This is a genomic window from Agromyces sp. NPDC058136, assembly GCF_042884375.1.
GTDB lineage: Bacteria > Actinomycetota > Actinomycetes > Actinomycetales > Microbacteriaceae > Agromyces.
The window spans coordinates 312,753-337,062 of sequence record NZ_JBHVUA010000005.1; the positions used below are offsets into that span (position 1 = coordinate 312,753).

The following is a 24,310-nucleotide window of genomic DNA, read 5'->3' on the forward strand; positions in this document are numbered from 1 at the left end:
CAGCGGAGGAACGCCCGGCGGCGGCGGCTCAGCCGAGCAGTTCGCCGAACACGGTCGCGACGATCGCGACGAGCCCGCCGAGGCTGAGGAGGCACGTCCCCGCGAACACGGCCATGGACACGATCGCAGTGCGCCGGGTGCGCCGTTCGACCGACGGCAGCGCCACGGTCGTGTCACGGGTCGGCGGCGCGCCGGGCTCGAACCGCGGCGGCTCGGGCAGCCGGGATGCCTCGGGCTCACGCGCCTCGTAGCGGTCGAGCACTCCGGGGCCCGCGCCGGGCTCGACCGTGCGCAGCACCGCCTCGGAGACGGGCGCGGGCGCCGGGCGGCGCCGGTCGCGCCGCGTCGGCGCACGCATGACCGCTGCGGCCTCGTGCGCGAGCCGGGGCTTCGACGCGCTGCGGTCGACGACGACCGTGGGCACGTCGGCATCGGCGACGTCCGCCTCGGCGGCCGCGTCGGCGCCGCGGGAGACGACCACGGTCGCGTCGTCCGAGCCCTCGTCGTCGACGGATGCGGCTGAGCGGTTCACCACGACCGTCGCGTCGTCGCCGCGATCGACCACCACCGTCGCGTCGTCGGCGCGAGCCACGACGACGGTCGCATGGTCGTGCAGGTCGTCGTACTCGATCTCGTCGAGCACCACCGGGTTCTCCTCGGTCATGACTTCCTCCGCACGGGGATCGTCGTCTCGTCGTCGACGTCGGGCTGCGCACCGGCGGGCGAACGGCGCGGCACGCCCGTCGTGGCATCCGCGTGCTCATCGGAGCCGCCCGCGATGACGTCGATGACGACCACCGTGATGTTGTCGCGACCACCGGCCTGGCGGGCCCGCTGCACGAGCGCCGCGGCCGCGGACTCGGGGCGGCCGCTCATCGTGAGGATCGCGCGGATGCCCTCATCGCTCACCTCGCCGGTGAGACCGTCGCTGCAGATCAACAGTCGCTCGCCGTTCACCACCGGCAGCAACCAGCTGTCGGCGGTGCTGTCCGGGGCACCGATCGCACGGGTGATCACGTTGCGCCGATCGAAGGTCGCGAGCTCGTCGGGGCGCATCGATCCGCTGTCGACGAGTTCCTGGCCGAGCGAGTGGTCGACCGTGAGCTGTTCGAGCTCGGTGCCGTGGTGCCGGTAGACGCGCGAGTCGCCCACGTTGAAGACGAGCCAGGCCGGCGCCCCCTCGTCGTCGACGAGGGCGACCCCCGCGACGGTGCTGCCCGCGCCTCGGGCGGTACCTGCGGCGACCTTCGCGACCCCCGCCGAGGCGGCCGCGAGCGCCTCGCGCACCTCGACGACCGTCGCGAGCGGTCGCCCGACGACGTGCGCGCGGAACGCCTCGACGACGGCCGCGCTCGCGCGATCGCCCGCCTCGTACCCGCCCATGCCGTCGGCCACGAGGTAGATCGGCCACTCGGCGAGCGCGGAGTCCTCGTTGGCGCGGCGAACGAGCCCGACGTCGCTTGCAGCGGCGGCGGCGAGCTTCACGCGGTGGCTCGGCATCAGCGCGGCGCCTCGCTTCCCTCGCGCTCGAGCGCGACGGCGAGCGTACCGAGCACCAGACGCCCCCCGACCGGCGTCGGAACGCCCGGGTCGATCAGCTGGTCGGTGCCCGACGCGTCGGGAACCATGACGCCGTTCGTCGAGTCGAGATCGGTGACCGTCCACTGCTCGCCGTCCTGGCGCAGCACCGCGTGCGTCTTGGAGAGCGTGCGGCTCGTGTCGGGGACGACGAGTCGCTGCTCGCCCGTGAGCGCTGCGCGCGGGTTGCGACCCAACACGACGACCGGGGCATCGAGCTCGAGGGCGGTGCCGTCGCCGAGGACGAGTCGCCAGCGGACGATCGGACGGCGGGCCACGACGACCGTGCGGTCGAAGAGGTCGTCGTCGAGGTCGCCGGTCACGATCGTGGGAGCATCGGCCGGCTCGAAGCCGTCGAACGGCTCGGCGACGGGCGGCGGAGCGGTCGGGGCCGCTGCCGACGCCCCGAGCGGCGCGGCGAGCGTCGCGTACGCGGCGGCCGCACCGGTCAGCGGCTGCTGCGGCAGGGCTGCGGGGGCCGTGGGCGGCGCCGCGGGAGCGGGCGCTGCCGGGGCGGCGGCCTGGATCGGCACCTCGGCCGGCGCGGTGACGGGCGGGAGCGGGGGCAGCGGATCGATCCGGCCGGGGATGCGCGGTGCGTCGACGCCGTGGTCGGTGCCCGCCGGTGCCGGGGCGGTTGGCGGGGCACTCGGCGGGGCGAAGAGCGAATCGACCGAGGCGGGCGGGGCGGCGGGAGCGGGCGGCGCCGCGGGAGCCGGCGGGGCGGCAGGAGCGGGCGGGGCAGCCGGCGCTGCGAAGCCGGGCGCGACGGGCGGCTCGGGGATCGATGCGTCGTTCAGCGGCGACGCCCACGCCTGGGCGGCCGCCGACATGTGCGCTGGCGCAGCGGGTGCGGGTGCGGCCGGGATCCCGACGGGCGGGGCCGCGATCGGTGCGACGGGAGGCGCTGCCTGGGCGGCGGGAGGCGCTGCCTGGGCAACGGGAGGCGCTGCCGGGGCGGCGAACTGCGGATGCGCGGAGAACTGCGACTGAGCGGCGGGTGCGGCAACCGGACCCGGAGCGGCCGAGGGCGCAGGTGCGAAAGCGGGAGCAGCGGCCGGAGCAGGTGCGGCAACGGGCATCGGCGCGCCGGGCACGGCTGCACCGCCGAGCGGCCCACCGGGAACGCCGGGCGCCATCGGCGGGATCTCTCCGGTGCCGGTGGCCCCCCGCATCGGCATGCGGCCGATCTCGGGGTCGGGCGAGGGCCCGGTCGCGAGCACCGTCGCCCAGACGGGCGGCACCAGCACGCCGAGCACGGTGGTGCCGACACCCCGCCAGCTCTGCTGGCTGATGCGGTGCAGCGCGAACACCTTGAACACGATGCCGACGATCTGCGCGAGCGGCACGTAGAGCAGCAGGGCGAGCCAGGGCTGCTGTCCGCCGATCTTGAAGAGCTGCATCTCGTTGTAGACCGGAACCCACGCCGACCAGCCCGGCTGTCCGAAGCGCACGAAGACCTTCGAGAGCATGGCCGCGTACCAGACGTAGAGCCCGATCCCGATGAGGAGGGAGAAGCCGACCGACATGAGCGAGGCGGCGACGAGCTGCTGGGAGTCGACTGGGGTCATCGTGCGGGCTCCTCGAGTGCGCGAGCGGGGCGGATGGGGCGGATCAGGGATGCGAAGGAGAGACGAGCGGCGAGGCGACGTCGGGCCCGGGCGCCGGCACGGAGCTCGGCGCGTTCGGCGTCGACGATCGCCCAGGCCGCTGCTGCGTCGGCGGCGGTCGGCGGGTCACCGGCGAACACGGCGCCGTCGACCCTCGAGGCGAGCTCCACGGCGGCACGACGACCCGAGGCCAGCGCGGTGGCGGCGCGATCGGCGCTCACCCCGGCGAGCACGCCGTGATCGACGTACAGGTCGACGAGTTCGTCCCATGCACCGACGATACGCACCTCGGGCACCGGGTCGTGCCGGCGACGGCGCGAACGGGCGCCCTTCGCCGCGAGGAGCACGATGAGCGGGAGCAGCGGCAGGAGCACCGTCGCGAGACCGAGCGCCGTCCACTTGAGGATGGTGAGCAGCGATGCTGCGCCGAGGTCGACGTCGTCGGGCGGGGCCGCGGCCGAATCGCTCGACTCGCTCTGCGCGGCCGGCGGGTCGACCGTCGCCGTGTCGGTACGGTCGGGCGTGGTCGGGTGCTCGGGGAGCTGCTCGCCCTCCTTGATGAGGCTCGGGGCGACCTCGTGCTGCGGGGTGACGTCGATGGGCGCCCACGCGCCGTCGTCCCCGGCGACCTCGGTCCACACGCTGAGGGAACCGCCCGTGCAGACCTCGGTGCAGGCGGTCGCGCCGGGAACGTCCTCGGCACCCGCCAGACGGAAGCCGAGCACGACCCGCGAGTCGTAGCCGAGGGCACGCGCGAGCAGGGCGACCGCGGTCGCGAACTGCTCGTCGTCGCCGACGCCGGCGACGAGGGCGGCGTCGGATGCCTCGGGGCCGGCCAGGCGCTGCTGGTCGACGAGCTGCGTGAAGAGGGCTTCGATGCGCGCGGCCGAATGCCCCGAGTAGCTCGGCAGGAAGGTGTAGCCGGCGTCGAGGCGGCCGATCCACTCGGCCGCGTCGGGGCCGTCGACGGCGGAGTGGCTGAGGTAGCCGCGGGCGCGAAGCCGTTCGACGAGTTCGGCGAGACCCCCCGCCGTGGCGGGCTGCGCCTGCAGCTCGAGCCATTCGGCGAGCGCCGGGTACTCGTCGAGGTCGATGCGGGGCGACGAGGCCGGGGCGCCGAGCTTCGTCTGCGCATCGGGCGCCGAGATGATCGAATAGGCGTCGCCCGGAAGCAGGCCGTGGTCGGGGCCGGCGGCCAGCGCCGTGGCATCCGGCACCGTCGCGATGTCGATCGCCGTCGCACCGTCGGCCGATCGGTGGAAGCCGTCGGAGAGCGTCGCCCGCCGGGGGCCGTCGAAGGCGGGCGCTGCGCGGAGCCCGAGCGGCGCGGGCACCCAGATGCCCGCGTAGCCGTCGTCGACGGCGAGCGAGAACTCGACTTCGCCGGGCAGCTTCGCGGCGGCGCGCGGCAGCCGGCTGAACCGAGCCGCGTCCTCGTCGCCGCGGGAGGCCGCGACGTGGAACGTCTCGCCGTCGTACGCGTCGAGCGTCGCGAGCCGGAGCCGCTCGACACCGCCAGTGCCGCCCTCGATGGCGAGCCACGGCTCGTCGATGCGGTCGGCGCCGAACGCCGCACGGTAGCTCGCGAGCGGCGTCGCCGTCTGCCGCAGCACGACGGCCGGCTCGACCTGATCGCGCAGGGCCGAACGGTCGGCGAACTGGGCGGCGGCCGGGGTGACGACCGCGCCGACGACGAGGGCGAGCGCGATGAGCACCGCGGCGAGTGCACGGCGGCGCAGCGCCGGCCACCCCGAGAGACCCGAGCGCAGCACCGTCCCGGCGGTCGCCCGACGGAGCGCGACCGAGCGGATCGAACGCGAGCGCAGCAGCAGCCACACGAGCGCGGCCGCGAGCCCGCCGATGCCGACCGCGAGCTCCCGCGGAGCGGGCACCACGAGGGCGCCGATCACGAGCGGGTCGCTCAGCGAGCTCGAGCCGAACGCGAGGCCGAAGCCCGACATCGCGAATCCGACGACGACCGCGATCGGCGAGGATCGGCGATCGGGCACGACGAGCAGCGTCGCGACGAGCGTGCCGACGAGCATCACGAGGAAGAACGGCACGAGCACCGCCTGGTACTCGCCGAGCGGGAGCGAGAGGGTGAGCAGCTGCTTCCAGCCGACGACCACGCCGACGAAGCCGTCGCGGATGCCGCGCAGCCACATGGGCGCATCGCCGACCGCGCCCGGGATCGCGACGGGCACGACGAGCACGGCGTAGGCGACGACGGTCGCACCGATGACGAACAGGGCGGCGAGCGCTCCCCGCAGGCGCAGCAGGCGGGTGAGCGCCGCGATTCCGAGGCCCGCGATGACGCCGACGACGGCGACCACGATCATGCGCGGCGCCTCGTAGACGGGCCATGCGGCGATCGTCGCGAGCGCCGCGGCGACGAGGACGTAGCCGACGCCGAGCACCGTGCGAACGGGATCGAGCCCGAGCGGGCCCGGTGCGTCGCCGCGGCGGCCGCCGCCGGCCGTGGGCGCGCCGACGGGTGCGGGTGCGGGTGCGCTCATCGCAGGGCTCCTCTCGCGAGCAGCTGCCCGAGGTCGCCGAGCTCGCCGAGCGTGAGCACGGTGATCTCCTTCGACCGGCGCGCGCCCGGCTCGGCGCCGGGCTCGCTGCGCACCGCGACGACGGCGATGCCCGGCGGCAGCGTGATCGCCGCACGGCGCAGACGCTGCAGCGGCACGAGCGATCCCGTCACGAGGAACGCGATGGAGAGGTCGCCGAACGACTGGGCGACGAGGCCGGCGAGCTGCTCGAGGCGGATCACGCCGGCGCCCGCCCCCGACGCGGAGGCGCCGTCGAGACCGGCGACGCCGTCGAGGAGCACCCGGGGCGTCACCGTGGGCAGCGCCCGCATCGACTGCACGGCGCCGCGGTCGGCCGAGTCGAGCTCGGCGCTCACGCCCACCAGCACGTCACGACCCTCGCGGACGCCCTGCACGCCGAGGGAGGCGGCCGCGCTCACCGCCTGCTCGAACTCGTCGTCGCTCGCATAGCCGTCGAGGTCGAGGTCGAGCAGCACCGCGATGCGCGCGTGGCGGGACTCCTCGTACTGGCGCACCATGAGCTTGCCGGTGCGTGCGGTCGACTTCCAGTGCACGTGGCGCTGCGAGTCGCCGACGACGTACTGGCGCACCGCGTGGAAGGACAGATCGGCGTCGACGAGCTGGTTCGACGGCGCGCCCTCGAGGTCGCGGATGAGGCCGGCGCTCGACGGCGGCAGCGCGACCGTGACGGGGTGCACGTGCACCCGCTGCACCTCGGGCCAGCTCATCTCGCGGCGCAGCACCCGCAGCGGGTCGCCGCGCGAGATGGTCATCGGGCCGACGTCGATGATGCCGCGACGCTGCGCCGCGATCACGAGCTGCTCGCGGTGGTGTCCGCCGCCGCGGAGCATCGGCACGTGCGCCTCGACGAGCCCGTCGCCGACGGGGATGTCGACGACGCCGGGCAGTGCGGGGCGGCTGCCGCTGTTCACGAGGTCGAGCGTGCCGCGGATCTCCGACCCGGCGATCACGCGATCGCGATCGAGCACGAGCTGCACCCGGTAGTCGTGGGCGCCGAGCAGGAACGGCACGCACACGAGGAGCAGCGTCGCGGCCATCGCGGCGACCACCCATCCCTCGAACCAGCCGAACGCCCAGCCGGCGGCGATGCCGGCCACGACGAGGCCGACGAGCAGCATCCCGGCCGGCGAGACCGTCTCCCGCACCCATGCGCCCGCGCGCGCGAACGCACCGCCCACCGAGCGGGTGGTGCGGCGCAGCCGCGCCGCACCCTCGGCCACCCGGCCGCGGCGCGTGCGCGCAAGCCGCGTGACCGTGGCGCCACGGGTCGAGGAGGTGACCGTGTCGGTGGTCGCGGGCTTGCGAAGGAGGTCGGTCGGTCCGGTCACGCCACCCCGTTCTCCCGGGGCGCGGCCACGTCGAGCAGGATCTGGTTGATGACCGCGATCGCGGTGACCCCGTCGAACTCGGCCTCGGGTTCGAGCACGAGGCGATGCGCGAGGGCCGCCACGGCCAGCTCGCGCACGTCGTCGGGCGTCGCATAGGTGCGGCCGGCGGCGGCCGCCCACGTCATCGCGAGGCGCGAGAGCGCGATCGCGCCGCGCACGCTGACGCCGAGGCGCACCTCGGTCGCACGGCGCGTCGCGTCGACGAGGCGCATGATGTAGTCGGAGACGAGCGGGTTGACGTAGACGCCGCGCGACAGCTCGGTCATCGCGACGATCGTGTCGGTGCCGACGATGCCGTCGAGGTTCGGCTTCGGAGCGCCCACTGCCTGCAGGATCCGCATGGTCGAGGCCTCGTCGGGGTAGCCGATCGAGGTCTTCACCGAGAAGCGGTCGAGCTGCGCCTCGGGCAGACGGTACGTGCCGCCCTGCTCGATGGGGTTCTGGGTCGCGATGACCATGAACGGGTTGCCGACGGGGCGGGTGACCCCGTCGGTCGTGACGTTGCCCTCCTCCATCACCTCGAGGAGCGCCGACTGCGTCTTCGGGCTCGCGCGGTTGATCTCGTCGGCGAGCACGATGTTCGCGAACACGGGGCCCGCGTGGAACTCGAACTGCCCCGCCTTCTGGTCGTACACCGTGATGCCGGTGACGTCGCCCGGCAGCAGGTCGGGCGTGAACTGGATGCGCGAGCTCGTGCCGTGGATCGTCTGCGCGATCGCACGCGCGAGCGCAGTCTTGCCCGTGCCGGGCGCGTCCTCGAGCAGGACGTGGCCGCCCGAGATCGCCGTCGCGAGGACGAGCTCGACGACGTGGCGCTTGCCGAGCATGGCCTGCTCGACGTTGTCGGCGATGAGCGAGAACGTCTCGGCGAACCAGGCTGATTGCTCAGGGGCGATCGTCACGGGGCGGTTCCTCTCGAATGGGGCTGGATGTCACGGGGCGGAAGTGCGGGCGGCGTCAGGGGCCGGTGGGGTTGCCGTTGCCGTTTCCGTTGCCGGGAGCGCAGGGGTCCCCGGTCCTGGTGATCGGGGCGAGCTTGGCGTACGAGCCGTTGAAGGTGAGTGTGAACGAGACCTTGCCGGTGGTGGCATCGGGGGCGGTCACGGCGGAGAGGACGAACGACCCGGCGGCGGCCGGAGAGACCGTCACGCCGCGCTCGAAGGGGCCGTCGCCGGGCTTCGGCGTGACGATGCAGCTCTCCGCGAAGTCGACCGTCACCGTGGTCGGCACGGTGGTCGCGGTCACCGGGATCTCGTTCGAGCAGTACGAGCTGCCCCAGAAGTCGTGGCACTGACGCGCCGTGACGCCCGACGGCGGCGAATCGGAGGAGAGCTGGAAGTCCTGGCGCCACTGCCCGTACAGCCAGTACTCGATGTGGAAGTCCTCCGCTGCCTGCATCGTCGGCGCCTGCGCGAGGTCGTAGCTGAACGAGTCGCCGCCGCCCGCCGGCGCGGTCGCGACGGTGTACGTGGCGCTCCCGGTCGGGGCGTTCACATCGGTGTACACGCGCACCTCGTTCACCCACGAGACGGCGACGCCGTAGCCGTTCGAGGCGCAGGCCTTGACGTAGTAGCGCTTTCGCTCGCTGAGTCCGCCGATCGTCGACTCGGAGCTCACGACCGCCCCGCGTGCGTCGTACGCGAGCGCACCCGAGCCGTCGGCCCAGCACTGGGGTTCGCCGCCGTCGCGCCAGGCGAAGTACACGAGCTGGCCGCCGAGCTGACTGTGATTCGCCTCGGGTCGGACGCCGCTGATGAGGATCGAGGAGTTCGTGAGCGCCGTCGCGGAGATGTTGTTCGGGTCGAAGTACGGGGCACCGGCCACGGTGACCTGCTTCGACGCGGCCCCGCCCTCGTTGCCGCCGCGACCGGTCGGCGGTTCGAAGATACTGATCGGCACAACCGTGACGTACTGCGCGCCGGGCGTGAGCGCGAGGTCGACCCGGGTCTGCTGACCCTGACGGTCGATCATCTGGCCCGTCTCGGCGATCCGGAACGCCCGCGCATCGGGGTTCGCGGTGATGACCACCTCGACGACGCCGACCGACGGCGAGGTCGTGCCCTGGCGGTAGACGGGGGCGACGTCGAGCGCCGCGACGCTCGGCGCCTGGTACGCCCAGGTCGTGACCGAGTTCGTCGGCGAGGACGCTCCGACGCTGTTCACGACGCGGGCCGCGTAGTCGTGGCGCTCACCGGGGATGAGCCCGCTGACGACGCACCACCACACGCCTGGGGCTCCGGGCGTGCAGCTCGCGCCCACATTGCGTCCGCCCTCGAGGATCTCGACGCCGGTCACCGCGGGGTGGGCGCGCAGCGCCTCGCCGAGCGAGACCTCGAGGGTCACGCTGCTGCCGGTGTAGTCGGCGGTCGAGATCGAGGAGGGCGGCTGCGGGAGTCCGAGCAGGTCGACCGTCAGGCGCCCCTCGCCCGGGCGCCCCTGGGCGTCGACGACGGTGTACGGCACGACGCACTCGCCGCCGAACGCGTTCTGCCCGCTCGGCCAGGTGACGACGATCGAACGGTCGTCGGCGGCGCGCATGGTGGCGACCTGGCAGCTGTTCGCCCCAGCACCGAGGCCCTCGAGCTTGAGGCCCGCACCGGTCTTCCCGGCGAACGGGTCGTACTCCCCCGCGACCCCGATCACGGCGATCGTGCACGACGAGCCGCTGCCGACGGAGCACTGCTGGGTGAACACGGCACCGCGCGGCGAATCGGCCGGAGCCTGGCCGACGACGAGCGTGATCGCCGAGGAGACGCCGCCGAACGCGCTCACGCTGACGGTCGCGGTCTCGCGGGTGCCTGGCCGGGCGTCGGCCCGCGCCTCGAAGCTCACCGAGCCGCCCGACTGGACGACGGTGAACGCGGTGCCCGAGTACGCGACCGAGTAGTCGAGCTTCGAACGGTCGCCCTCGCGTCCGCCCTCCCAGGTCGTCATCTCCTCGTAGAGCTTCACGGACTCGGTCGCGCCGGGCGCGACCGTCCGGCTCACGGCCGAGAGGATCGCCTGCGGGTCCTTCGGGACGATCGCGATCGGCACGCCGACCCACGACCAGGTCTTCTGCCCCTCGAGCCGCACCGGGATGAGGCAGCGGTCGCTCCACGGGGCATCCGCGCCGGCCGAATACAGCGCGCGCCCGCCCGACGCGGGCGTGCAGCTCGCCGTCGCACGCTGCACGGCGTACGCGCCGTCGGCGCCGACCTCGATCGCGTCGCCCTTCGGCAGGTCGAGGAGTTCGCGCACCTCGAACTCGAGCTGTGTCTCCTCTTTCACCTCGAGCTGTTCGGCATCGGCGCGCAGCTGCACGCGGAGGTCGTCGGCGGCGGGCACGATCAGGAACCCGAACGCCTCCGCCTCGCGGCCGGCGCGGTCCTCACCGTGCAGACGGAACGGCACGAGCGCGCCGCCGTCGGGCAGCGGCCCCGTGATGCGATGGCCCTCGACGCGGTAGGCGCCCGCGTCGGCCGCGGCCCCCCAGAGCTCGAGCTCGAGCTCGGACGGCTCGCCCGAGGCCCAGACGACGTGGCCGGCGACGACGTCGAGGCCCTTCGTCGGGAGTTCGGCACGCGAACGGGCCGTGACGACGGTGTCGGTGACGAGCGGCGCGTCGGGCGACTCGCCCTCGATGACGTTCACCACCACGAGTCCTTCGGCGGTGCTCGAACTGCGCAGCGACTTCACCGTGTAGCGGTACGAGTTCGCACCGACGACGTCGCCCGGGCGAAGCACGACGCGCCCCTCCTCGAGCGAGGTCGACGCGTCGACGAGCGCCTCGAGACGCGCGTACTCGGTGCTGCCCTCGGGGGCGTTCGGCACGAGTCTCACGAGTTCGAGCTCGCCCTGCGCGGGGTCGAGGTCGTTGCCCGCGGGCTCGACCGTGACGGGCGAGTCGCCCGAACGCTGCACCCGCACGTAGTCGCTGAAGGTGATGGGCGCCGCATCGGAGATCGCCGCAGCGAGCACGCCGATGCGCACCTGCGCGGTGCCCTCGGAGCCCGAGGCGTCGCGGACGGTGTACTCGAACGCGGGCTGCGTCTCGCCCGAGGCGCTCTCGGGCGCGGTGTAGACGATCGCATCGCCCTCGGCCGAAATCGTCGCGATGCCGAGACCGGCATTCGGCTGGGTGACCGAGGCGAGCACGGTGCGGTCGCCGTCGGGGTCCATGCCGGTGGCGTCGACAGGGATGCGCACGCTCTGGCCGCTGAGCACGCGGGCGACGAGCGGGTGCGGCTCGGGTGCGCGGTTCGCGCCCTCGGGGAGCACGGTCACGGTGACGGTCGAGTGGTCGAGGCGTTCGGGCGCCTGCTCGAGGCCGACGGCGTAGCCGAGCTCGTAGGTTCCGGGCGTGGTGGGCGCGAGGTAGCGCACCTCGTCGCCGGCGGCGAAGGCGAGCTCGCCCGCCGCACCCGAGGACGTGACCTCGGGGTGGACCACGAGCCGCTCGGCGCGAGGGCTGACGTCGTTGGCCGTCACCGGGATCGACATGAGCTCGCCGGCCCGCATGGTGACGGTGTCGGGCATCGCGATGGGGCTGAGACCCGCCGAGGGCGCCACGAGGAAGACGTTGAGGTCGCCGACCGCGGTCGCTCCCGCGCCGTCGGCGACGGTCACCTTCGCGCGGCCGACCAGGCCGGGCCGACCGTCACGGGTGACGCCCGTCGCGCGCACCTGCGACTGTGCGACCACGGCGACGCCGAGCTCGGGCGTCATGGCGACGGCGTCGGTGACGACGAGCACGCGGCCGCTCGTGTTCTGCGCGGCGCCGAGCACGTCGATCATGGCGTCCTCGCCGACCCGCACGAACGCCGTCATCGGGGCCAGTGCGAGCGGCGCGCCGGGGGCGGCGACCGTCACGCGGATCGTCGCGGTCTGCTCGGCCCTCGTGACGACGTCCTGCACGGTGAAGGTCGCGAGGTAGGCGCCCGGCGTCGCCGCCGACAGCTCGACCTCGCCCGCGGCCGCGTTCGGCACCACGGTGAGGCCGCCGCTCGCGGCCGCCGCCGTCGGCACCGCGTCCAGCAGCCGCACCGAGCCCGAGCCGCCGCTCACGTGCTCGACGATCTCGACGATCGCCGTCTCGCCTGCACCGGCGGTGACCGCGACCGGGGTGACCGCGAGCGAGGCGCTCGACGTCACCCTGAGGTCGAGCGTCGCCTCGGCCTCGGCGCCGTGCACATCGGCGACGGTGACCCGCACCTGCACCTTCTCGCCGGCCGCGTTCGGGTCGGTGTGCCGGATCGCGACCCGGCCGTCGGCCATCGGCACGACCGAGACGGGCGACGCGGGGTCGACGGGCTGCGCGTCGGCAAGCACGAAGGCGTCGCCCTCGGGGTCGACCCAGCCGGTCAGCACCGAGACGAGGGCCGTGCCGCCCGGCATGAGCTGCGGCTCGGGCCAGCGCTGCGCGCAGTCGGCGACACCGCACCAGACGGGCGCGCTGTTGACCTCGTCGGGCACGACGTTGAGGGTGACCGTCACGGGCGCCGAACTCGCGGCGCCGTCGGTCACGGCGTAGCTGAACGTCGTCGACCCGGAGCTCGCGCGCACGCGCACCGCGGGCGTCTGGTCGTTCGAGGTGAGCACGAGTTCGCCGAAGCCGGCGTCGGCGAGGCCGCCCGAGATCGACGCGGGGTCGACGGTGAGCACGTCCTTCGCGTTCGGGTCGTGGTCGTTGAGGAGCACGGGGAGCTCGACCTGCTGGCCTGCGCGCACGCCGAAGCTGTCGGCGACCGCGACGGGCGGCTCCTGGCGCGCCAGGTCCTCGACCTCGCGGGTGCCGACGCGGTCCTCCACCTCGTCGTCGAGCGACCACTGCTCGATCGGCACGAGCCGGCCGTCGGGCACCGTCCAGACGAGCCCCGACGAAGTCTCGTTGAGCACGGCGCGATCGCCGTTGCCGCGGAGCACCGGGGTGATCGCCTGCGGCCCCTCGGTCTCCTGCGCGCCGTCGGGCGTCTCGAGGGCGACCGTCTCGCCGCTGTCGCTCGTCCATGCGGCGCCGCCGTCGACGGTGAGCCACGCGGCCGCGAGCTCGCCGCCCACGACGATCGGCGCGGCGGGCGTGCCGCTCGCGTCGACGATGCGTTCGCCGTCGCCGTCGAGGGGCAGCTCCACGAGTCCGGCCGAGTCGGCGATGAGCACGGATGCCGCGGCCCTCGAACCCTGCTGCAGGCGGGCGTCGGGCTCCACCTCGACGGGCACCGCACCGTCGCGACCTGAGATCCAGGCCCGGCCCTCGGCCGCGTCGAGCATGATCCAACGTTCGCCGATCACCGTGAGCTCGAGACGGGCGTCGGGTGCGGGCGGCTCCGCGATGGTCGCGGCACGGCCGACGAACTCGCCGTCGGCGGCGTCGTAGAGCCGTACCGCCTCCTCGCGGGCGGAGTACATCGCGATGAGCCCGTCGGGCGAGACGCCGACGGCGGCGGCCGCGTAGGTCTTCTCCTCGTCGTCCTCCGTGCGCTCCTCGGCGTACGGGTCGACGGGGAACGCCTCGTCGCCCTCGACCCGGCCCGCGTGCACCGTGCCGGTGTCGGTGCGGTAGACGAGCCAGTCGCCGGCCGAGACGACGTCGCGCGTGCCGACCGGGGTCGGCACCGAGCCTCCGCCGTCCTCGGCGACGAGGTCGACCGGGTCGGCGGCGTCGATGGCCCAGCGCTGCCGGAAGCCCTGGCTGTAGAGGGACACCTCGGAGCCGGCCTGCGCCACCCCGCTCGGGTCCTCGACGTCGCGCACGAGGTCGATCTCGGCGAGGTCGGTGTTGACGCGGGCGTACTGCCCGGCGTCGCGCGTCACCCACACCGAGGTCTCGAGCCGGGGCACCTCCTGCGCCTCGTACCCGTTCGCGGTCACCGCGAGGGTGACGACGGTCGCGACCGCGGCGACGCCCGCGACGGCGGCGATGATCGTTCCCCGTCGCCCGGCTCCGCCGCGCCCTCGCGCGCCTGCCGTGCGTGCACCCTTCGATGCGCGCGCCCCCCGTCCGGCCATCAGATCACTCCAGCCACGACGAGCCCGATCGCTCCGGCCGCGAGCACGGCGACGGCCGCGCCGACGCCGATGAGCACGGGCTTCAGCCACCCGCCGCGCGCCCGGGCGGGCGCGAGCCCGCCGTCGTCGACCACGGGACCCGAGGGCCGCGCCGCGGCGACGGCCGCCGCACGGTCGGCCCGTCGCGAGTCGGGGTTCACGGTGGTCACGACCGGGCCGCGGGCCGTGGCATCCGCGAAGCCGAGCGGCGCAGCCGCCGCCCACTCGGGCGACGCGACCTCGAGCGCGGTCGGGGCGATGCCGAGTTCGTACTGCGCCCAGCGCAGCGCCTCGCCGAACTCGTGCATCGAGGCGTAGCGCCGCGCGGGGTCGCGCTGCATCGCCGTCGAGAGCACGGTGTCGAGGCGCGCGGGCACGCCGCGCGGCGCGAGCGGCGTGTACTTCGCGCCGAGCACGCGGCGCGACAGCTGGTCGACGCTGTTGCGGCTGCGGTCGGCGAGCTCGAACGGGCTGTGCCCGGCGAGCAACGTGTAGAGGGTCGCGCCCAGCCCCCACACCTCGGTCGCGACGGTGCCGGTGGTGCGTTCGCCGAGCACCTCGGGCGCACTCCACGGGATCGACATCGCGAAGGTGTCGCCTTCGCCGTCGCCGATCGTCCCGGCGATGCCGAAGTCGGCGAGCACCGGCGCACCGAGCGAGTTGACGAGCAGGTTCGAGGGCTTGATGTCGCGGTGCAGCAGCCCCGAGCGGTGCGCCGTCTCGAGGGCGGCCGCCATGCGCACGCCGATGTCGAGCACCTCGCCGACCGGCACCGGGCCGCGCTTCGCGCGCGCGCCGAGCGACTCGGGGCAGTACTCCATGACGAGGTAGGGGCGGCCGTCGGCCGAGATCGAGGCCTGGTGGATCGTCACGATCGACGGGTGCCCGCTGAGCCTTGCCATCGCGTCGGCCTCGGCGGTGAACGCGCGACGCGCCTCGGCGTCGACCACGTCGACGAGCAGCACCTTCACGGCCGTGACGCGCCGTGGAAGGTCCTGTTCGTAGAGGAACACATCGGCGAAGCCGCCGGTGCCCAGCGGACGGACGTAGCTGTACCCCGAGAGGACCGGCGGCGGGGAGGGCAGGCGCTTCGCCACGAGCGGGTGGCCTCCTGCCGAGGTTCGGGGTCGCGGGCGCGCCGGACTGGTGTCGGATCGAGAGAACGCCCCTTGCCGACACCGTCGGGAATTGCAGGGCCCCCGGCGGCGGCGCGGCGATGCCGCGGCGTCCGGGGGACATCCTAGGCGAGCCGGATGCCACCGCCGAATCGGAGACGGAATGCGGCGTCGGGCGCTACGAGGCGGCGGGGCCGCCCGGCTCGTCGAGCGGCGTCAGCCGCAGTCGGTCGATCAGTTCGGCCGCGTGGTTCGTGCTCAGGATGATGCGGGCGAACTCCCCGTCGGCCAGCTCGAGCACGACGGCCTGCCGCTTGCCCTTGACGATGACGAAGTCGCTTCCGCCGTGGTACTTCCACACGCCGACGGCGACGACGAGCGGGATCTCGGTGCCGCGACGCCGGATGCCGCGGATCCAGATCCAGGGGTCGTCGGTGATCGTCGCCGATCGGATGTCGTCGCGCTGCACCACGAGGTCGTCAGCGCGGAGCGAGAGCGACTTCTCGGCCGCGGTGAGGTGGACCTCGACCCGGTCGCTGTGCACTCGAAGCTTCGCCATGTTCCCATCCTGCCCGATATCCGGCCCCGCCGGTTGAGGAGCGAGCGACGAAGGAGCCACGCGTCTCGAAACCCCGCAACCCGGACTCGACACCGGCGCACCGGGTTTCGAGACGCGTCGCCGCTGCGCGTCGGCGCCCTCGACCGCCGAGACCCCCGGTCGAGGAGACTCAGCCCACGGGCGGGGTCGCGGCAGCGGCGGCCTTCGCCGCCGCGGGCAGCGCGTCGACGATGCGCGAGATCACGGCGTCGTCGTGCGCGGCCGTGACGAACCAGGCCTCGAACACCGACGGCGGCAGCGAGACGCCTTGGTCGAGCATCGCGTGGAAGAACGGCGCGTAGCGCCACGACTCCTGCCGCAGCACCGTCGCGTAGTCGCGCACCTCGGTGCCCGCGACCTCGCCGAACACGAAGCTGAACAGGTTGCCCGCACGCTGCACCCGGTGCGCGACGCCCTCCGCGGCGAGCGCGGCGGAGGTCGCCTCGCTGATCGCCTCGGCGGCGACGTCGAGCTTCCGGTACACGTCGGCGTCGGCCGCACGCAGCGTCGCGATGCCCGCGGCGACCGCGACGGGGTTCCCCGAGAGGGTGCCCGCCTGGTACACGGGGCCGAGCGGCGCGAGCCGCTGCATGATCTCGGCGCGGCCGCCGAGCGCGGCGACGGGCATGCCGCCGCCGATGACCTTGCCGAAGGTCATCAGGTCGGGGGTGTACGCGGATGCCGCGTCGCGGGCCTCGACGCCCCACCAGCCCGCCGAGGAGACGCGGAACCCGGTGAGCACCTCGTCGCTGATGACGAGCGAGCCGTTCTCGTGGGCCAGCTCGACGAGCGCGCGGTTGAACCCGGGCGCGGGCGGCACGACGCCCATGTTCGCCGCCGCGGCCTCGACGATGACGGCGGCGATGCGGTCGCCGTGCTCGGCGAACACGGCGCGCAGCGCGTCGAGGTCGTTGTAGGGCACCACGAGCGTGAGCGCGGCGATCTCGGCCGGCACCCCCGCCGAGCCCGGCAGGGCGAACGTCGCGAGCCCCGAGCCGGCCTCGGCGAGCAGCCCGTCGGAGTGGCCGTGGTAGTGGCCGGCGAACTTCACGAGCAGGTCTCGCCCGGTGAATCCGCGCGCGAGGCGGATGGCGCTCATCGTCGCCTCGGTGCCGGTCGACACGAGACGCAGCTGCTCGACCGGGGCGACGCGGCCCTCGACGAGCTCGGCCAGTTCGGTCTCCGCGGGCGTCGACGAGCCGAACGAGAGGCCTCGGCCCGCGGCATCCTGCACCGCCTGGATGACCCGCTCGTCGGCGTGACCCAGGATCGCGGGCCCCCACCCGGCGACGAGGTCGACGTACTCGCGCCCCTCGGCGTCGGTGACGACCGCGCCCTTCGCGGAGACGAGGAAGCGCGGCGTGCCGCCGACCGAGCGGAAGGCGCGCACCGGCGAGTTCACCCCACCGGGGATCGCGGCCTGCGCGCGGGCGAAGAGTTCGGCGTTCGTGGCGTTCATGCGGTCTCTCCGTTGCGGATCCATTCGGCCAGCTCGACCGCCCAGTAGGTGAGCACGACGTCGGCGCCGGCCCGCTTGATCGAGCGCACCGACTCGATGACGGCGCGCTTGCGGTCGATCCAGCCGTGTGCGGCGGCGGCCTCGATCATCGCGTACTCGCCCGACACCTGGTAGGCCCAGACGGGCACCTCGCTCGCGGCGGCGACGTCGGCGAGCACGTCGAGGTAGCTGCCGGCGGGCTTCACCATCACGACGTCGGCGCCCTCGTCGATGTCGATCATCGCCTCGCGCAGTCCCTCGCGCCGGTTGCCCGGGTCGAGCTGGTAGGTGCGGCGGTCGCCCTCGAGGGTCGACTCGACCGCGTCGCGGAACGGCCCGTAGAACGCGCTCGCGTACTTGGCCGAATAGGCGAGGAGGGCGACGTCCTCGTGGCCGGCATCGTCGAGCGCCACGCGCACCGCGGCGACCTGGCCGTCCATCATGCCGCTGAGGCCGAGCAGTTCGGAGCCCGCACGCACCTGCGCGAGCGCCATCGCCACGTAGCGTTCGAGGGTCGCGTCGTTGTCGACCCGGCCGCGCTCGTCGAGCACGCCGCAGTGGCCGTGGTCGGTGAACTCGTCGAGGCACAGGTCGGTCTGCACCACGAGACGACCGGCGGATGCCTCGCGCGCGACGCCGGTCGCGACGTTGAGGATGCCGTCGGGGTCGGTGGCCCCCGAGCCGCGCGCATCGCGCACCGCGGGGACGCCGAAGAGCATCACCCCGCCGACGCCGACGGCGACGGCCTCCTCGATCGCCTGCGGCAGGCTCTCGAGCGAGTGCTGCACGACGCCCGGCATCGACGCGATCGGCAGCGGCGCCGAAGCGCCCTCGCGCACGAAGATCGGCAGGACGAGGTCGGCGGGGTCGAGACGGGTCTCGGAGACGAGGCGGCGCAGGGCCGGGGTCTCACGGAGTCGGCGCGGACGGACGCGGGGCAGCGGCGTGGAACTCACCGAACCAGCCTACGCGCGCCAGCCTGAGCGTCGCCCGCGTTCCCCGGTGGTCGAGGAGCGCGCGAAGCACGCGTCTCGAGACCCGCTGCGCGAGTGCCGTCGCCGCGTCGACGACCGCGTCGATGCGCGACTCGGCCGTGCGGGGTCGATATGGTGTGCGGATGACCGACCCCCGCCCGCTCCTCGATCGGGTCGCCGCACGTTGGGCCGCGAGGTGCGGGTGCACCGTCCGGCTCGTCGAGCCGCTCTCGGGCGGGTTCGCGAACACGGTCGCCCGGGTGACGCTCGACGACGGGCGCACCGCCGTCGTGAAGCTCGCTCCCCCGCCCGTCGCGGGCCTGACGCACGAGCGCGAGCTCCTGCGCACCGAGGCCTTCGCGCTCACGGCGCTGGCCGGGGCCGACGCCCCGCAGCCCGAGCTGCTCGGCACAGTCGAGCTCGAGGGCTGCGAGGCGATCGTGCTCTCCGAGCTGGACGGAGCACCCCCGAGCGACGGGATCGACCCGGCGGAGCTCGGTCGGCTGCTCGCCGCGCTGCATCGCGCGGGTACCGGCAGCGGCGCCGTCGGGAACCCGGCGGTGTTCGGCTACCCCTTCCGCACCGAGCTGCAGGCGCCGACCGCCCGTGCCGCCTACCTCGCGCAGCTCGACGCCGTGCTCGCCGACGCACGCCGCTTCGGCGTCGGACTCCCCGTCGACGCGCGAGTGCTGCGCGAACTCCTGCACGAGGCATCCGCGGCCTTCGACGAGGTGGTGACGCCGACGCTCGTGCACTTCGATCTGTGGGACGGCAACCTGCTCGCCCGCGACGGTCGGATCACCGGGGTCATCGACCACGAGCGCGCCATGTGGGCCGACCCGACCGCCGACCTGCCGTCGCGCTACCTCATGCGAGCGGTGCCGGCGGCGGTCGACGCCGACGAGGAGTTCCGCAGGGCGTACACGGACGCGAGCGGGATCGAGCCGATGCCCGGGGCGGCGGCCCGGACGCGCACGCGGCTGTGGACCGCCTACCTCGCGCTCGTCATGACGGTCGAGGCGGCGCCCCGCGGGTACTCGGGCGCCTGGTTCGAGGAACACGACCGAGCGGTGCGGCGCTGGCTCGTCGAGACGGTCGACGAGCTCGGATGACCGAACCGGCTCGCTAGGCGAGCGCCGTCGCCGCGTCGACGACCGCGTCGATGAGCGACTCGGCCGAGCGCTCGCGCGCGACGACGTCGACACGGAGCCCCACGGCAGCCGCGTCGCGCTTGGTCTGCGGGCCGATGGCCGCGACGAGCGTCGACTCGGGCAACGGGCCGAGCTGCTCCTGCACCTGTTCGGCGACGCTGCCCGAGGTGACGAGCACGGCGTTCACGAGGCCGGCGCGCACATCGGCGAGGACCTTCTCGGTGACGGGGACCCCGACGGTGCGGTACGCGACGACCGCCTCGACGTGGTGGCCCATGCGTTCGAGCCCGATCGAGAGCACCTGCTTCGCGATCGCCGAGCGCAGGGCGAGCACGCTCAGCCCGCTGGCGCCCTCGGTCGCGGCCTCCCACTCCTCGAGCATGCCGCGGGCCGAGTTGTCTTCGGCGGGCACGATGTCGGCGTGGTAGCCCGCGGCGACGAGCGCGGCAGCGGTCGTCTCGCCGACCGCTGCGACCTTCGTCGTCTCGGGGATGACCGCGCCGTACGAGGAGAGCACGTCGACGGTGGTCGCACTCGTCACCGTCAACCAGTCGAAGCCGCCTGCGGCGAGCTTCGCGAGCGCCGCCTCGAGGGCGGGCTGGTCGTCGGCGGGTGCGAAGTTGATGAGGGGGGCCACGATGGGGGATGCCCCGCGCGAACGCAGTGCGGCGGCGACGCCGTCGCCCCAGGGCCCGCCACGGGGCACGAGCACGCGCCAGCCGGCGAGCGGCTTGGCGCCGTCGCCCGACGCGGGCAGGTTGATGGCGCCCGTCATCGGTTCGAATTCAGTCACGGCTGCTCCTCAGGGGGAACGAGGTCTGCGGCGCCGTTGCCGAGGAGTTCGTCGACGACGCGGTCTGCGACGTCGCGTGCCGCATCCGCCAGATCGGCGGCCGAGCGGCTTTCGGGGGTGGCCGCGTGCGAGCTGGTGAGTCGCCGCGTCCCGTCGGCACTGTACACGCTCGCCGTCAGGAACAGAAGTTCGTCCTCGATGAAGGCGGTCGCCCCGACCGGTGCTGCGCACCCGGCTTCGAGTCCGGCGAGCACGAGCCGCTCGGCGAGCACGGTGGCCCGGGTGACGGCGTGGTCGATCGCCTCGAGCGCGCGTTCGAGGTCGCGGTCGCCGCGTTCGCGCCGCACCTCGATGGCGAGGGCGCCCTGCCCGGGGGCGGTCGGCCAGTCGCTCAACGAGAGGTGGTCGGTCGCGGCATCCAGTCGCCCGAGGCGACCGAGCCCGGCGGCGGCGAGCAGCACCGCGTCGAACTCGCCCGACTCGACCTTGCCGAGGCGGGTGTCGATGTTGCCGCGCAGGTCGACGGCGACGACGTCGGGGCGGGCGGCGCCGAGCTGCGCGATGCGTCGCGGCGAACCGGTGCCGACGCGGGCGCCCTCGGGCAGCGTCTCGAGGGTGAGCCCGTCACGGGCGCACAGCACGTCGCGGGCGTCGACGCGCTTCGGCACGGCGCCGAGGCGCAGCCCCTCGTGCTCGGCCGTCGGCAGGTCCTTCAGCGAGTGCACGACGAGGTCGCACTCGTCGGCGAGGAGCGCCTCGCGCAGCGCCGCGGCGAACACGCCGGTGCCGCCGATGGACGAGAGCGAGGCGCGCGAGGTGTCGCCCTGGGTCGTGATCGGCACGAGCTCGATCTCGGCCTTGGCGGCCTTCGCGATGCGCTCGGAGATCTGTCGCGTCTGCGCCATCGCGAGTGCGCTGCCGCGGGTGCCGACCCGGATGACGCCGGCCATCAGGCGGTCGCCTCCTGCGCGTCGACGACGGCGCCGCCCGCGATGCGGGCGTGGTCGGGCCAGGGGCCGAGCGCGGTGAGGTGCGGGCGCTCGGCGTCGGGCACGTCGTTCACCCGCTCGAGGACGAGGTCGACGAGGCCGGCGACGTAGGCCGGGTGCACCCCGGGCGTCGGCACGCGGCGGGCCTTGAGCCCGTGCTCGCCGGCGGTCTCGAGCGCCTCGTTGTCGAGGTCCCACATGACCTCCATGTGGTCCGAGACGAAGCCGAAGGGCACGATGACGATCGCGTCGGTCCCGCCCGCCGCGGCGAGCTCCTCGATCGCGTCGTTGATGTCGGGCTCGAGCCACGGGGTGCGCGGGTCGCCCGAACGCGACTGGTAGACGAGCGATCGCGGCGAGTCGGGTGCCGCCTGCTCGCTGATGACGGCGGCGACGGCGAGGTGCTGGGCGACGTACGCGCCGCCCTCGTCGGTGCCGACCCGGTCTTCGAAGCCGACGCCCGAGGCCTTCGCCGCGGTGTTCGGGATCGAGTGCGTGACGTACATGATGTGGGTGCGCTCGGGCGCGACGCCCTCGGCGCGAAGCTCGGCCGTGGCCTCCGCGACGCCCTCGACGAAGGGCTGCACGAAGCCGGGGTGGTCGAAGTACTCGCGCACCCGGTCGATCGCGACGTCGGTGCCGGCCGTCGACTTCTCGAAGTCCTCGCGGTACTGGCCGACGCCCGAGTAGCTCGTGTAGGCGCTCGTGACGAGCCCGAGGAGGCGGGTGTGGCCCGCCGCCGATGCCTCGGCGACGACGTCGCCGAAGTAGGGCGCCCAGTTGCGGTTGCCCCAGTACACGGGCAGTTCGATGCCGCGTGCGGCGAGCTCGGCCTCGAGCGCGGCCTTCAGCTGCCGGTTCTGCTCGTTGATGGGGCTCACACCGCCGAAGTGGCGGTAGTGGTGGGCGACCTCTTCGAGGCGCTCGTCGGGGATGCCGCGGCCGGCGGTGACGTTGCGCAGGAAGGGGATCACGTCGTCCTGGCCCTCGGGGCCGCCGAACGACGACAGCAGGATCGCGTCGTAGTGCGTCATTACTGGAGGACCTCCACAAGTTCGGCGGTCGTGATCCGGCGACCGGTGTAGAACGGCACCTCTTCGCGCACGTGCATGCGCGCATCGGTGGCGCGGAGTTCGCGCATCATGTCGACGAGTTCGGTGAGTTCGTCGGACTCGATCGGCAGCAGCCACTCGTAGTCGCCGAGGGCGAAGGCGCTGACCGTGTTCGCGATCGCGCCGCGGAACGAGGCGCCCTTGCGGCCGTGCTCGGCGAGCATGCGGCTGCGCTCGGCGGGGTCGAGCAGGTACCAGTCGTAGCTGCGGACGAAGGGGTAGACCGTCATCCACGCCTTGGGCTCGAGCCCGCGGAGGAACCCGGGCACGTGCGCCTTGTTGAACTCGGCGTCGCGGTGCACGCCCATGGCGTTCCACGTCGGCAGGAGCGCCTTGAGGAGGCGCGCCCGGCGCAGTTCGCGGAGCGCCCACTGGAGGCCCTCCGCGCTCGGGCCGTGCAGCCACAGCATGACGTCGGCGTCGGCGCGGAGGCCTGAGACGTCGTAGATGCCGCGGAGGGTCACGCCCTCGTTCTCGACGAGCGAGATCACGCCGTCGAGCTCCTCGACGACGCGGCGCACGTCGTGGCCGTCGAAGTCGTCGGGGCGGGCGGGGTCGCGACGGAGCACCGCGAAGACCGTGTAGCCCTCGGGCGACTGCTGGCCGTCGGCCCCTGCAGCATCGGAATTGTTCTGGAACGCGTCGGCTGCCGCTTCGGCAGCGGGGGAAGACATGCCTCCAGTCTCCCCCTTTCCGGGTGAACGGCCAAAAGCGGTTCGGATGCCGCGCGCCGTCGCCGTCCGTCAGGCGCGTCCGTGCCGGGGTCGGACTGCGCGGTCCCGCTGCGCTTAGGCTGCCTGCCATGCGGATCTGGTCGGTGCACCCCCGGTATCTCGATCGCCAAGGGCTCACGGCCTGCTGGCGCGAGACGCTGCTCGCGCAGGCGGTGCTCGAGGGGGCGACGCGCGGCTACACGAACCACCCGCAGCTCGAGCGCTTCCGCGCGGTGCCCGACCCGCTCGGTGCGATCGGCGACTACCTCGCTGCCGTGGCCGCAGAGGCCGGCGAGCGCGGGTACCGCTTCGACGCGGCGAAGGTGCATCGACGGAGCGCCTCGCCGGTCTCGATCGAGGTCACGCGCGGTCAGCTGGCGCTCGAGTGGCGGCACCTCGTGGCGAAGCTCGAGGCGCGCTCGCCCGAGCTCGCGCTGCGGTGGGCCGAGGTCGAGCTGCCCGAGTCGCACCCGTTGTTCGCGGTGGTGCCGGGCGAGGTCGCGTCGTGGGAGCGGGCCCGACCCGGCGAGTGAGACCGACGGCGGCGCCGACGCGGCAGCAGCGGGCGTTCAGTCGTTCGCGGCCTCGTGCGCGGCCTCGTGCCCGCCGTCGCCCTCGGTCGCACTGAGCGCGTCGAGGAAGCGGATGACCACCTCGCGCTCCTCGGGCGAGAGCGCCGCGGCGACGGCGAAGCGGCGGGCGTGCAGGCGCCCGACCGATTCGCGGGCGACAGCGCGGGTCTCGTCGGTGACGGTGATGGCGAGGGCGCGCCGGTCGCTCGGGTGCGGCGCCCGCACGATGTGGCCGCCGCGTTCGAGCCGGTCGAGGAGTTTCGTGGTCGAGGCGCTGGAGATGCCGAGGTAGTCGCTGAGCGCGCCGGGCGTGGCGATCTCGCCCTGGTTGCGGGCGGCGATCAGGAACCGGAGGGCGCGCATGTCGGTCTCGTTGAGCTTCATGTAACGGCTGGATGCCTCGCTCATGCGCCGTGCGGCGTCGTGCCAGCCGCGCAGGCTCTGCATGAGCCGCACGACCTGGTCGACGTCGTCGTCGTCGAGGCCCGTGCGATCGACGAGCTCGCCGGCCGCGTCGAACACGCGTGGGTCGTGCATCGCCCCGCGGATGTCGTGCCCCGGTCCCCCGTCGACTGCCATGGAGAGATTCTAGCGAATGCAGCATGTTTCTAGCTAAG

Annotated in this window: 18 protein-coding genes; 2 read left to right on the forward strand and 16 right to left on the reverse strand. The window is 73.8% G+C overall.

What is annotated here, in order from left to right:
* Nucleotides 1-28 precede the first annotated feature (28 nt).
* The 11 genes from ACFVTX_RS15620 to hemB form a co-directional block, all read right to left on the reverse strand.
* Entirely contained in the window at nucleotides 29-664 is a 636-nt protein-coding gene (locus ACFVTX_RS15620) for a hypothetical protein (protein WP_386901674.1), read from the reverse strand.
* Nucleotides 661-1,500, reverse strand: coding sequence for a PP2C family protein-serine/threonine phosphatase (locus ACFVTX_RS15625; protein WP_386901676.1), 840 nt, complete (start codon nucleotides 1,498-1,500; stop codon nucleotides 661-663). The genes ACFVTX_RS15620 and ACFVTX_RS15625 overlap by 4 nt, the downstream gene beginning before the upstream one ends.
* Nucleotides 1,500-3,149, reverse strand: coding sequence for a DUF5684 domain-containing protein (locus ACFVTX_RS15630; protein ID WP_386901677.1), 1,650 nt, complete (start codon nucleotides 3,147-3,149; stop codon nucleotides 1,500-1,502). Before ACFVTX_RS15630 ends, ACFVTX_RS15625 begins: the two co-directional genes overlap by 1 nt.
* Nucleotides 3,146-5,704, reverse strand: a complete 2,559-nt coding sequence (locus ACFVTX_RS15635; protein WP_386901679.1) for a transglutaminase domain-containing protein — start codon at nucleotides 5,702-5,704, stop codon at nucleotides 3,146-3,148. The genes ACFVTX_RS15630 and ACFVTX_RS15635 overlap by 4 nt, the downstream gene beginning before the upstream one ends.
* Complete coding sequence (locus ACFVTX_RS15640) at nucleotides 5,701-7,092, reverse strand: DUF58 domain-containing protein (protein ID WP_386901681.1); 1,392 nt, start codon at nucleotides 7,090-7,092, stop codon at nucleotides 5,701-5,703. The genes ACFVTX_RS15635 and ACFVTX_RS15640 overlap by 4 nt, the downstream gene beginning before the upstream one ends.
* Nucleotides 7,089-8,054, reverse strand: a complete 966-nt coding sequence (locus ACFVTX_RS15645; protein ID WP_386901683.1) for an AAA family ATPase — start codon at nucleotides 8,052-8,054, stop codon at nucleotides 7,089-7,091. Before ACFVTX_RS15645 ends, ACFVTX_RS15640 begins: the two co-directional genes overlap by 4 nt.
* A gap of 55 nt (nucleotides 8,055-8,109) precedes the next feature.
* Nucleotides 8,110-14,139, reverse strand: coding sequence for an Ig-like domain-containing protein (locus ACFVTX_RS15650; RefSeq protein ID WP_386901685.1), 6,030 nt, complete (start codon nucleotides 14,137-14,139; stop codon nucleotides 8,110-8,112).
* Nucleotides 14,139-15,275 (reverse strand): serine/threonine-protein kinase, encoded by a 1,137-nt coding sequence (locus ACFVTX_RS15655; protein WP_386901687.1) that lies wholly within the window; start codon nucleotides 15,273-15,275, stop codon nucleotides 14,139-14,141. The genes ACFVTX_RS15650 and ACFVTX_RS15655 overlap by 1 nt, the downstream gene beginning before the upstream one ends.
* 196 nt (nucleotides 15,276-15,471) lie before the next feature.
* Entirely contained in the window at nucleotides 15,472-15,852 is a 381-nt protein-coding gene (locus ACFVTX_RS15660) for a hypothetical protein (protein WP_386901689.1), read from the reverse strand.
* A 169-nt stretch (nucleotides 15,853-16,021) separates the two neighbouring features.
* Nucleotides 16,022-17,350 (reverse strand): glutamate-1-semialdehyde 2,1-aminomutase, encoded by a 1,329-nt coding sequence (gene hemL, locus ACFVTX_RS15665; RefSeq protein WP_386901691.1) that lies wholly within the window; start codon nucleotides 17,348-17,350, stop codon nucleotides 16,022-16,024.
* On the reverse strand, nucleotides 17,347-18,345 hold the full coding sequence (gene hemB / locus ACFVTX_RS15670; protein ID WP_386901693.1) for a porphobilinogen synthase: 999 nt from the start codon (nucleotides 18,343-18,345) through the stop codon (nucleotides 17,347-17,349). Before hemB ends, hemL begins: the two co-directional genes overlap by 4 nt.
* A gap of 161 nt (nucleotides 18,346-18,506) precedes the next feature.
* On the opposite strand from hemB, the gene ACFVTX_RS15675 reads away from it, so the two are divergent.
* Nucleotides 18,507-19,475, forward strand: coding sequence for a phosphotransferase (locus ACFVTX_RS15675; RefSeq protein WP_386901695.1), 969 nt, complete (start codon nucleotides 18,507-18,509; stop codon nucleotides 19,473-19,475).
* Between the two features lie 13 nt (nucleotides 19,476-19,488).
* Here the strand turns inward: ACFVTX_RS15675 and ACFVTX_RS15680 are convergent, their stop codons facing one another.
* From ACFVTX_RS15680 to hemQ, 4 genes are read right to left on the reverse strand one after another with little or no spacing between them, the layout of a single operon-like run.
* Nucleotides 19,489-20,289, reverse strand: coding sequence for a uroporphyrinogen-III synthase (locus ACFVTX_RS15680; protein ID WP_386901773.1), 801 nt, complete (start codon nucleotides 20,287-20,289; stop codon nucleotides 19,489-19,491).
* A gap of 14 nt (nucleotides 20,290-20,303) precedes the next feature.
* Entirely contained in the window at nucleotides 20,304-21,257 is a 954-nt protein-coding gene (hemC, locus tag ACFVTX_RS15685) for a hydroxymethylbilane synthase (protein WP_386901697.1), read from the reverse strand.
* The gene (locus tag ACFVTX_RS15690) at nucleotides 21,257-22,330 is read right to left on the reverse strand and encodes a ferrochelatase (RefSeq protein WP_386901699.1); all 1,074 of its coding nucleotides are present in this window, start codon (nucleotides 22,328-22,330) and stop codon (nucleotides 21,257-21,259) included. The genes hemC and ACFVTX_RS15690 overlap by 1 nt, the downstream gene beginning before the upstream one ends.
* Nucleotides 22,330-23,082 carry a hydrogen peroxide-dependent heme synthase gene (gene hemQ / locus ACFVTX_RS15695; protein ID WP_386901701.1) on the reverse strand — a complete coding sequence of 251 codons (753 nt, stop codon included), beginning with the start codon at nucleotides 23,080-23,082 and terminating at the stop codon, nucleotides 22,330-22,332. The genes ACFVTX_RS15690 and hemQ overlap by 1 nt, the downstream gene beginning before the upstream one ends.
* Before the next feature lie 128 nt (nucleotides 23,083-23,210).
* On the opposite strand from hemQ, the gene ACFVTX_RS15700 reads away from it, so the two are divergent.
* Nucleotides 23,211-23,654, forward strand: coding sequence for a pyrimidine dimer DNA glycosylase/endonuclease V (locus ACFVTX_RS15700; protein ID WP_386901703.1), 444 nt, complete (start codon nucleotides 23,211-23,213; stop codon nucleotides 23,652-23,654).
* A gap of 36 nt (nucleotides 23,655-23,690) precedes the next feature.
* Here ACFVTX_RS15700 and ACFVTX_RS15705 read toward each other — a convergent pair whose 3' ends face one another.
* Nucleotides 23,691-24,272, reverse strand: coding sequence for a MarR family winged helix-turn-helix transcriptional regulator (locus tag ACFVTX_RS15705; protein WP_386901705.1), 582 nt, complete (start codon nucleotides 24,270-24,272; stop codon nucleotides 23,691-23,693).
* Nucleotides 24,273-24,310: the final 38 nt, after the last annotated feature.

Excerpts from the sequence above, each read along its gene's own strand:
- ACFVTX_RS15620 (WP_386901674.1), bottom strand. The coding sequence starts at position 664 with ATGACCGAGGAGAACCCGGTGGTGCTCGACGAGATCGAGTACGACGAC.
- ACFVTX_RS15625 (WP_386901676.1), bottom strand. The coding sequence starts at position 1,500 with ATGCCGAGCCACCGCGTGAAGCTCGCCGCCGCCGCTGCAAGCGACGTC.
- ACFVTX_RS15630 (WP_386901677.1), bottom strand. The coding sequence starts at position 3,149 with ATGACCCCAGTCGACTCCCAGCAGCTCGTCGCCGCCTCGCTCATGTCG.
- ACFVTX_RS15635 (WP_386901679.1), bottom strand. The coding sequence starts at position 5,704 with ATGAGCGCACCCGCACCCGCACCCGTCGGCGCGCCCACGGCCGGCGGC.
- ACFVTX_RS15650 (WP_386901685.1), bottom strand. The coding sequence starts at position 14,139 with ATGGCCGGACGGGGGGCGCGCGCATCGAAGGGTGCACGCACGGCAGGC.
- ACFVTX_RS15660 (WP_386901689.1), bottom strand. The coding sequence starts at position 15,852 with ATGGCGAAGCTTCGAGTGCACAGCGACCGGGTCGAGGTCCACCTCACC.
- hemL (WP_386901691.1), bottom strand. The coding sequence starts at position 17,350 with ATGAACGCCACGAACGCCGAACTCTTCGCCCGCGCGCAGGCCGCGATC.
- ACFVTX_RS15675 (WP_386901695.1), top strand. The coding sequence starts at position 18,507 with ATGACCGACCCCCGCCCGCTCCTCGATCGGGTCGCCGCACGTTGGGCC.
- ACFVTX_RS15680 (WP_386901773.1), bottom strand. The coding sequence starts at position 20,289 with ATGACGGGCGCCATCAACCTGCCCGCGTCGGGCGACGGCGCCAAGCCG.
- hemC (WP_386901697.1), bottom strand. The coding sequence starts at position 21,257 with ATGGCCGGCGTCATCCGGGTCGGCACCCGCGGCAGCGCACTCGCGATG.
- ACFVTX_RS15690 (WP_386901699.1), bottom strand. The coding sequence starts at position 22,330 with ATGACGCACTACGACGCGATCCTGCTGTCGTCGTTCGGCGGCCCCGAG.
- hemQ (WP_386901701.1), bottom strand. The coding sequence starts at position 23,082 with ATGTCTTCCCCCGCTGCCGAAGCGGCAGCCGACGCGTTCCAGAACAAT.
- ACFVTX_RS15700 (WP_386901703.1), top strand. The coding sequence starts at position 23,211 with ATGCGGATCTGGTCGGTGCACCCCCGGTATCTCGATCGCCAAGGGCTC.
- ACFVTX_RS15705 (WP_386901705.1), bottom strand. The coding sequence starts at position 24,272 with ATGGCAGTCGACGGGGGACCGGGGCACGACATCCGCGGGGCGATGCAC.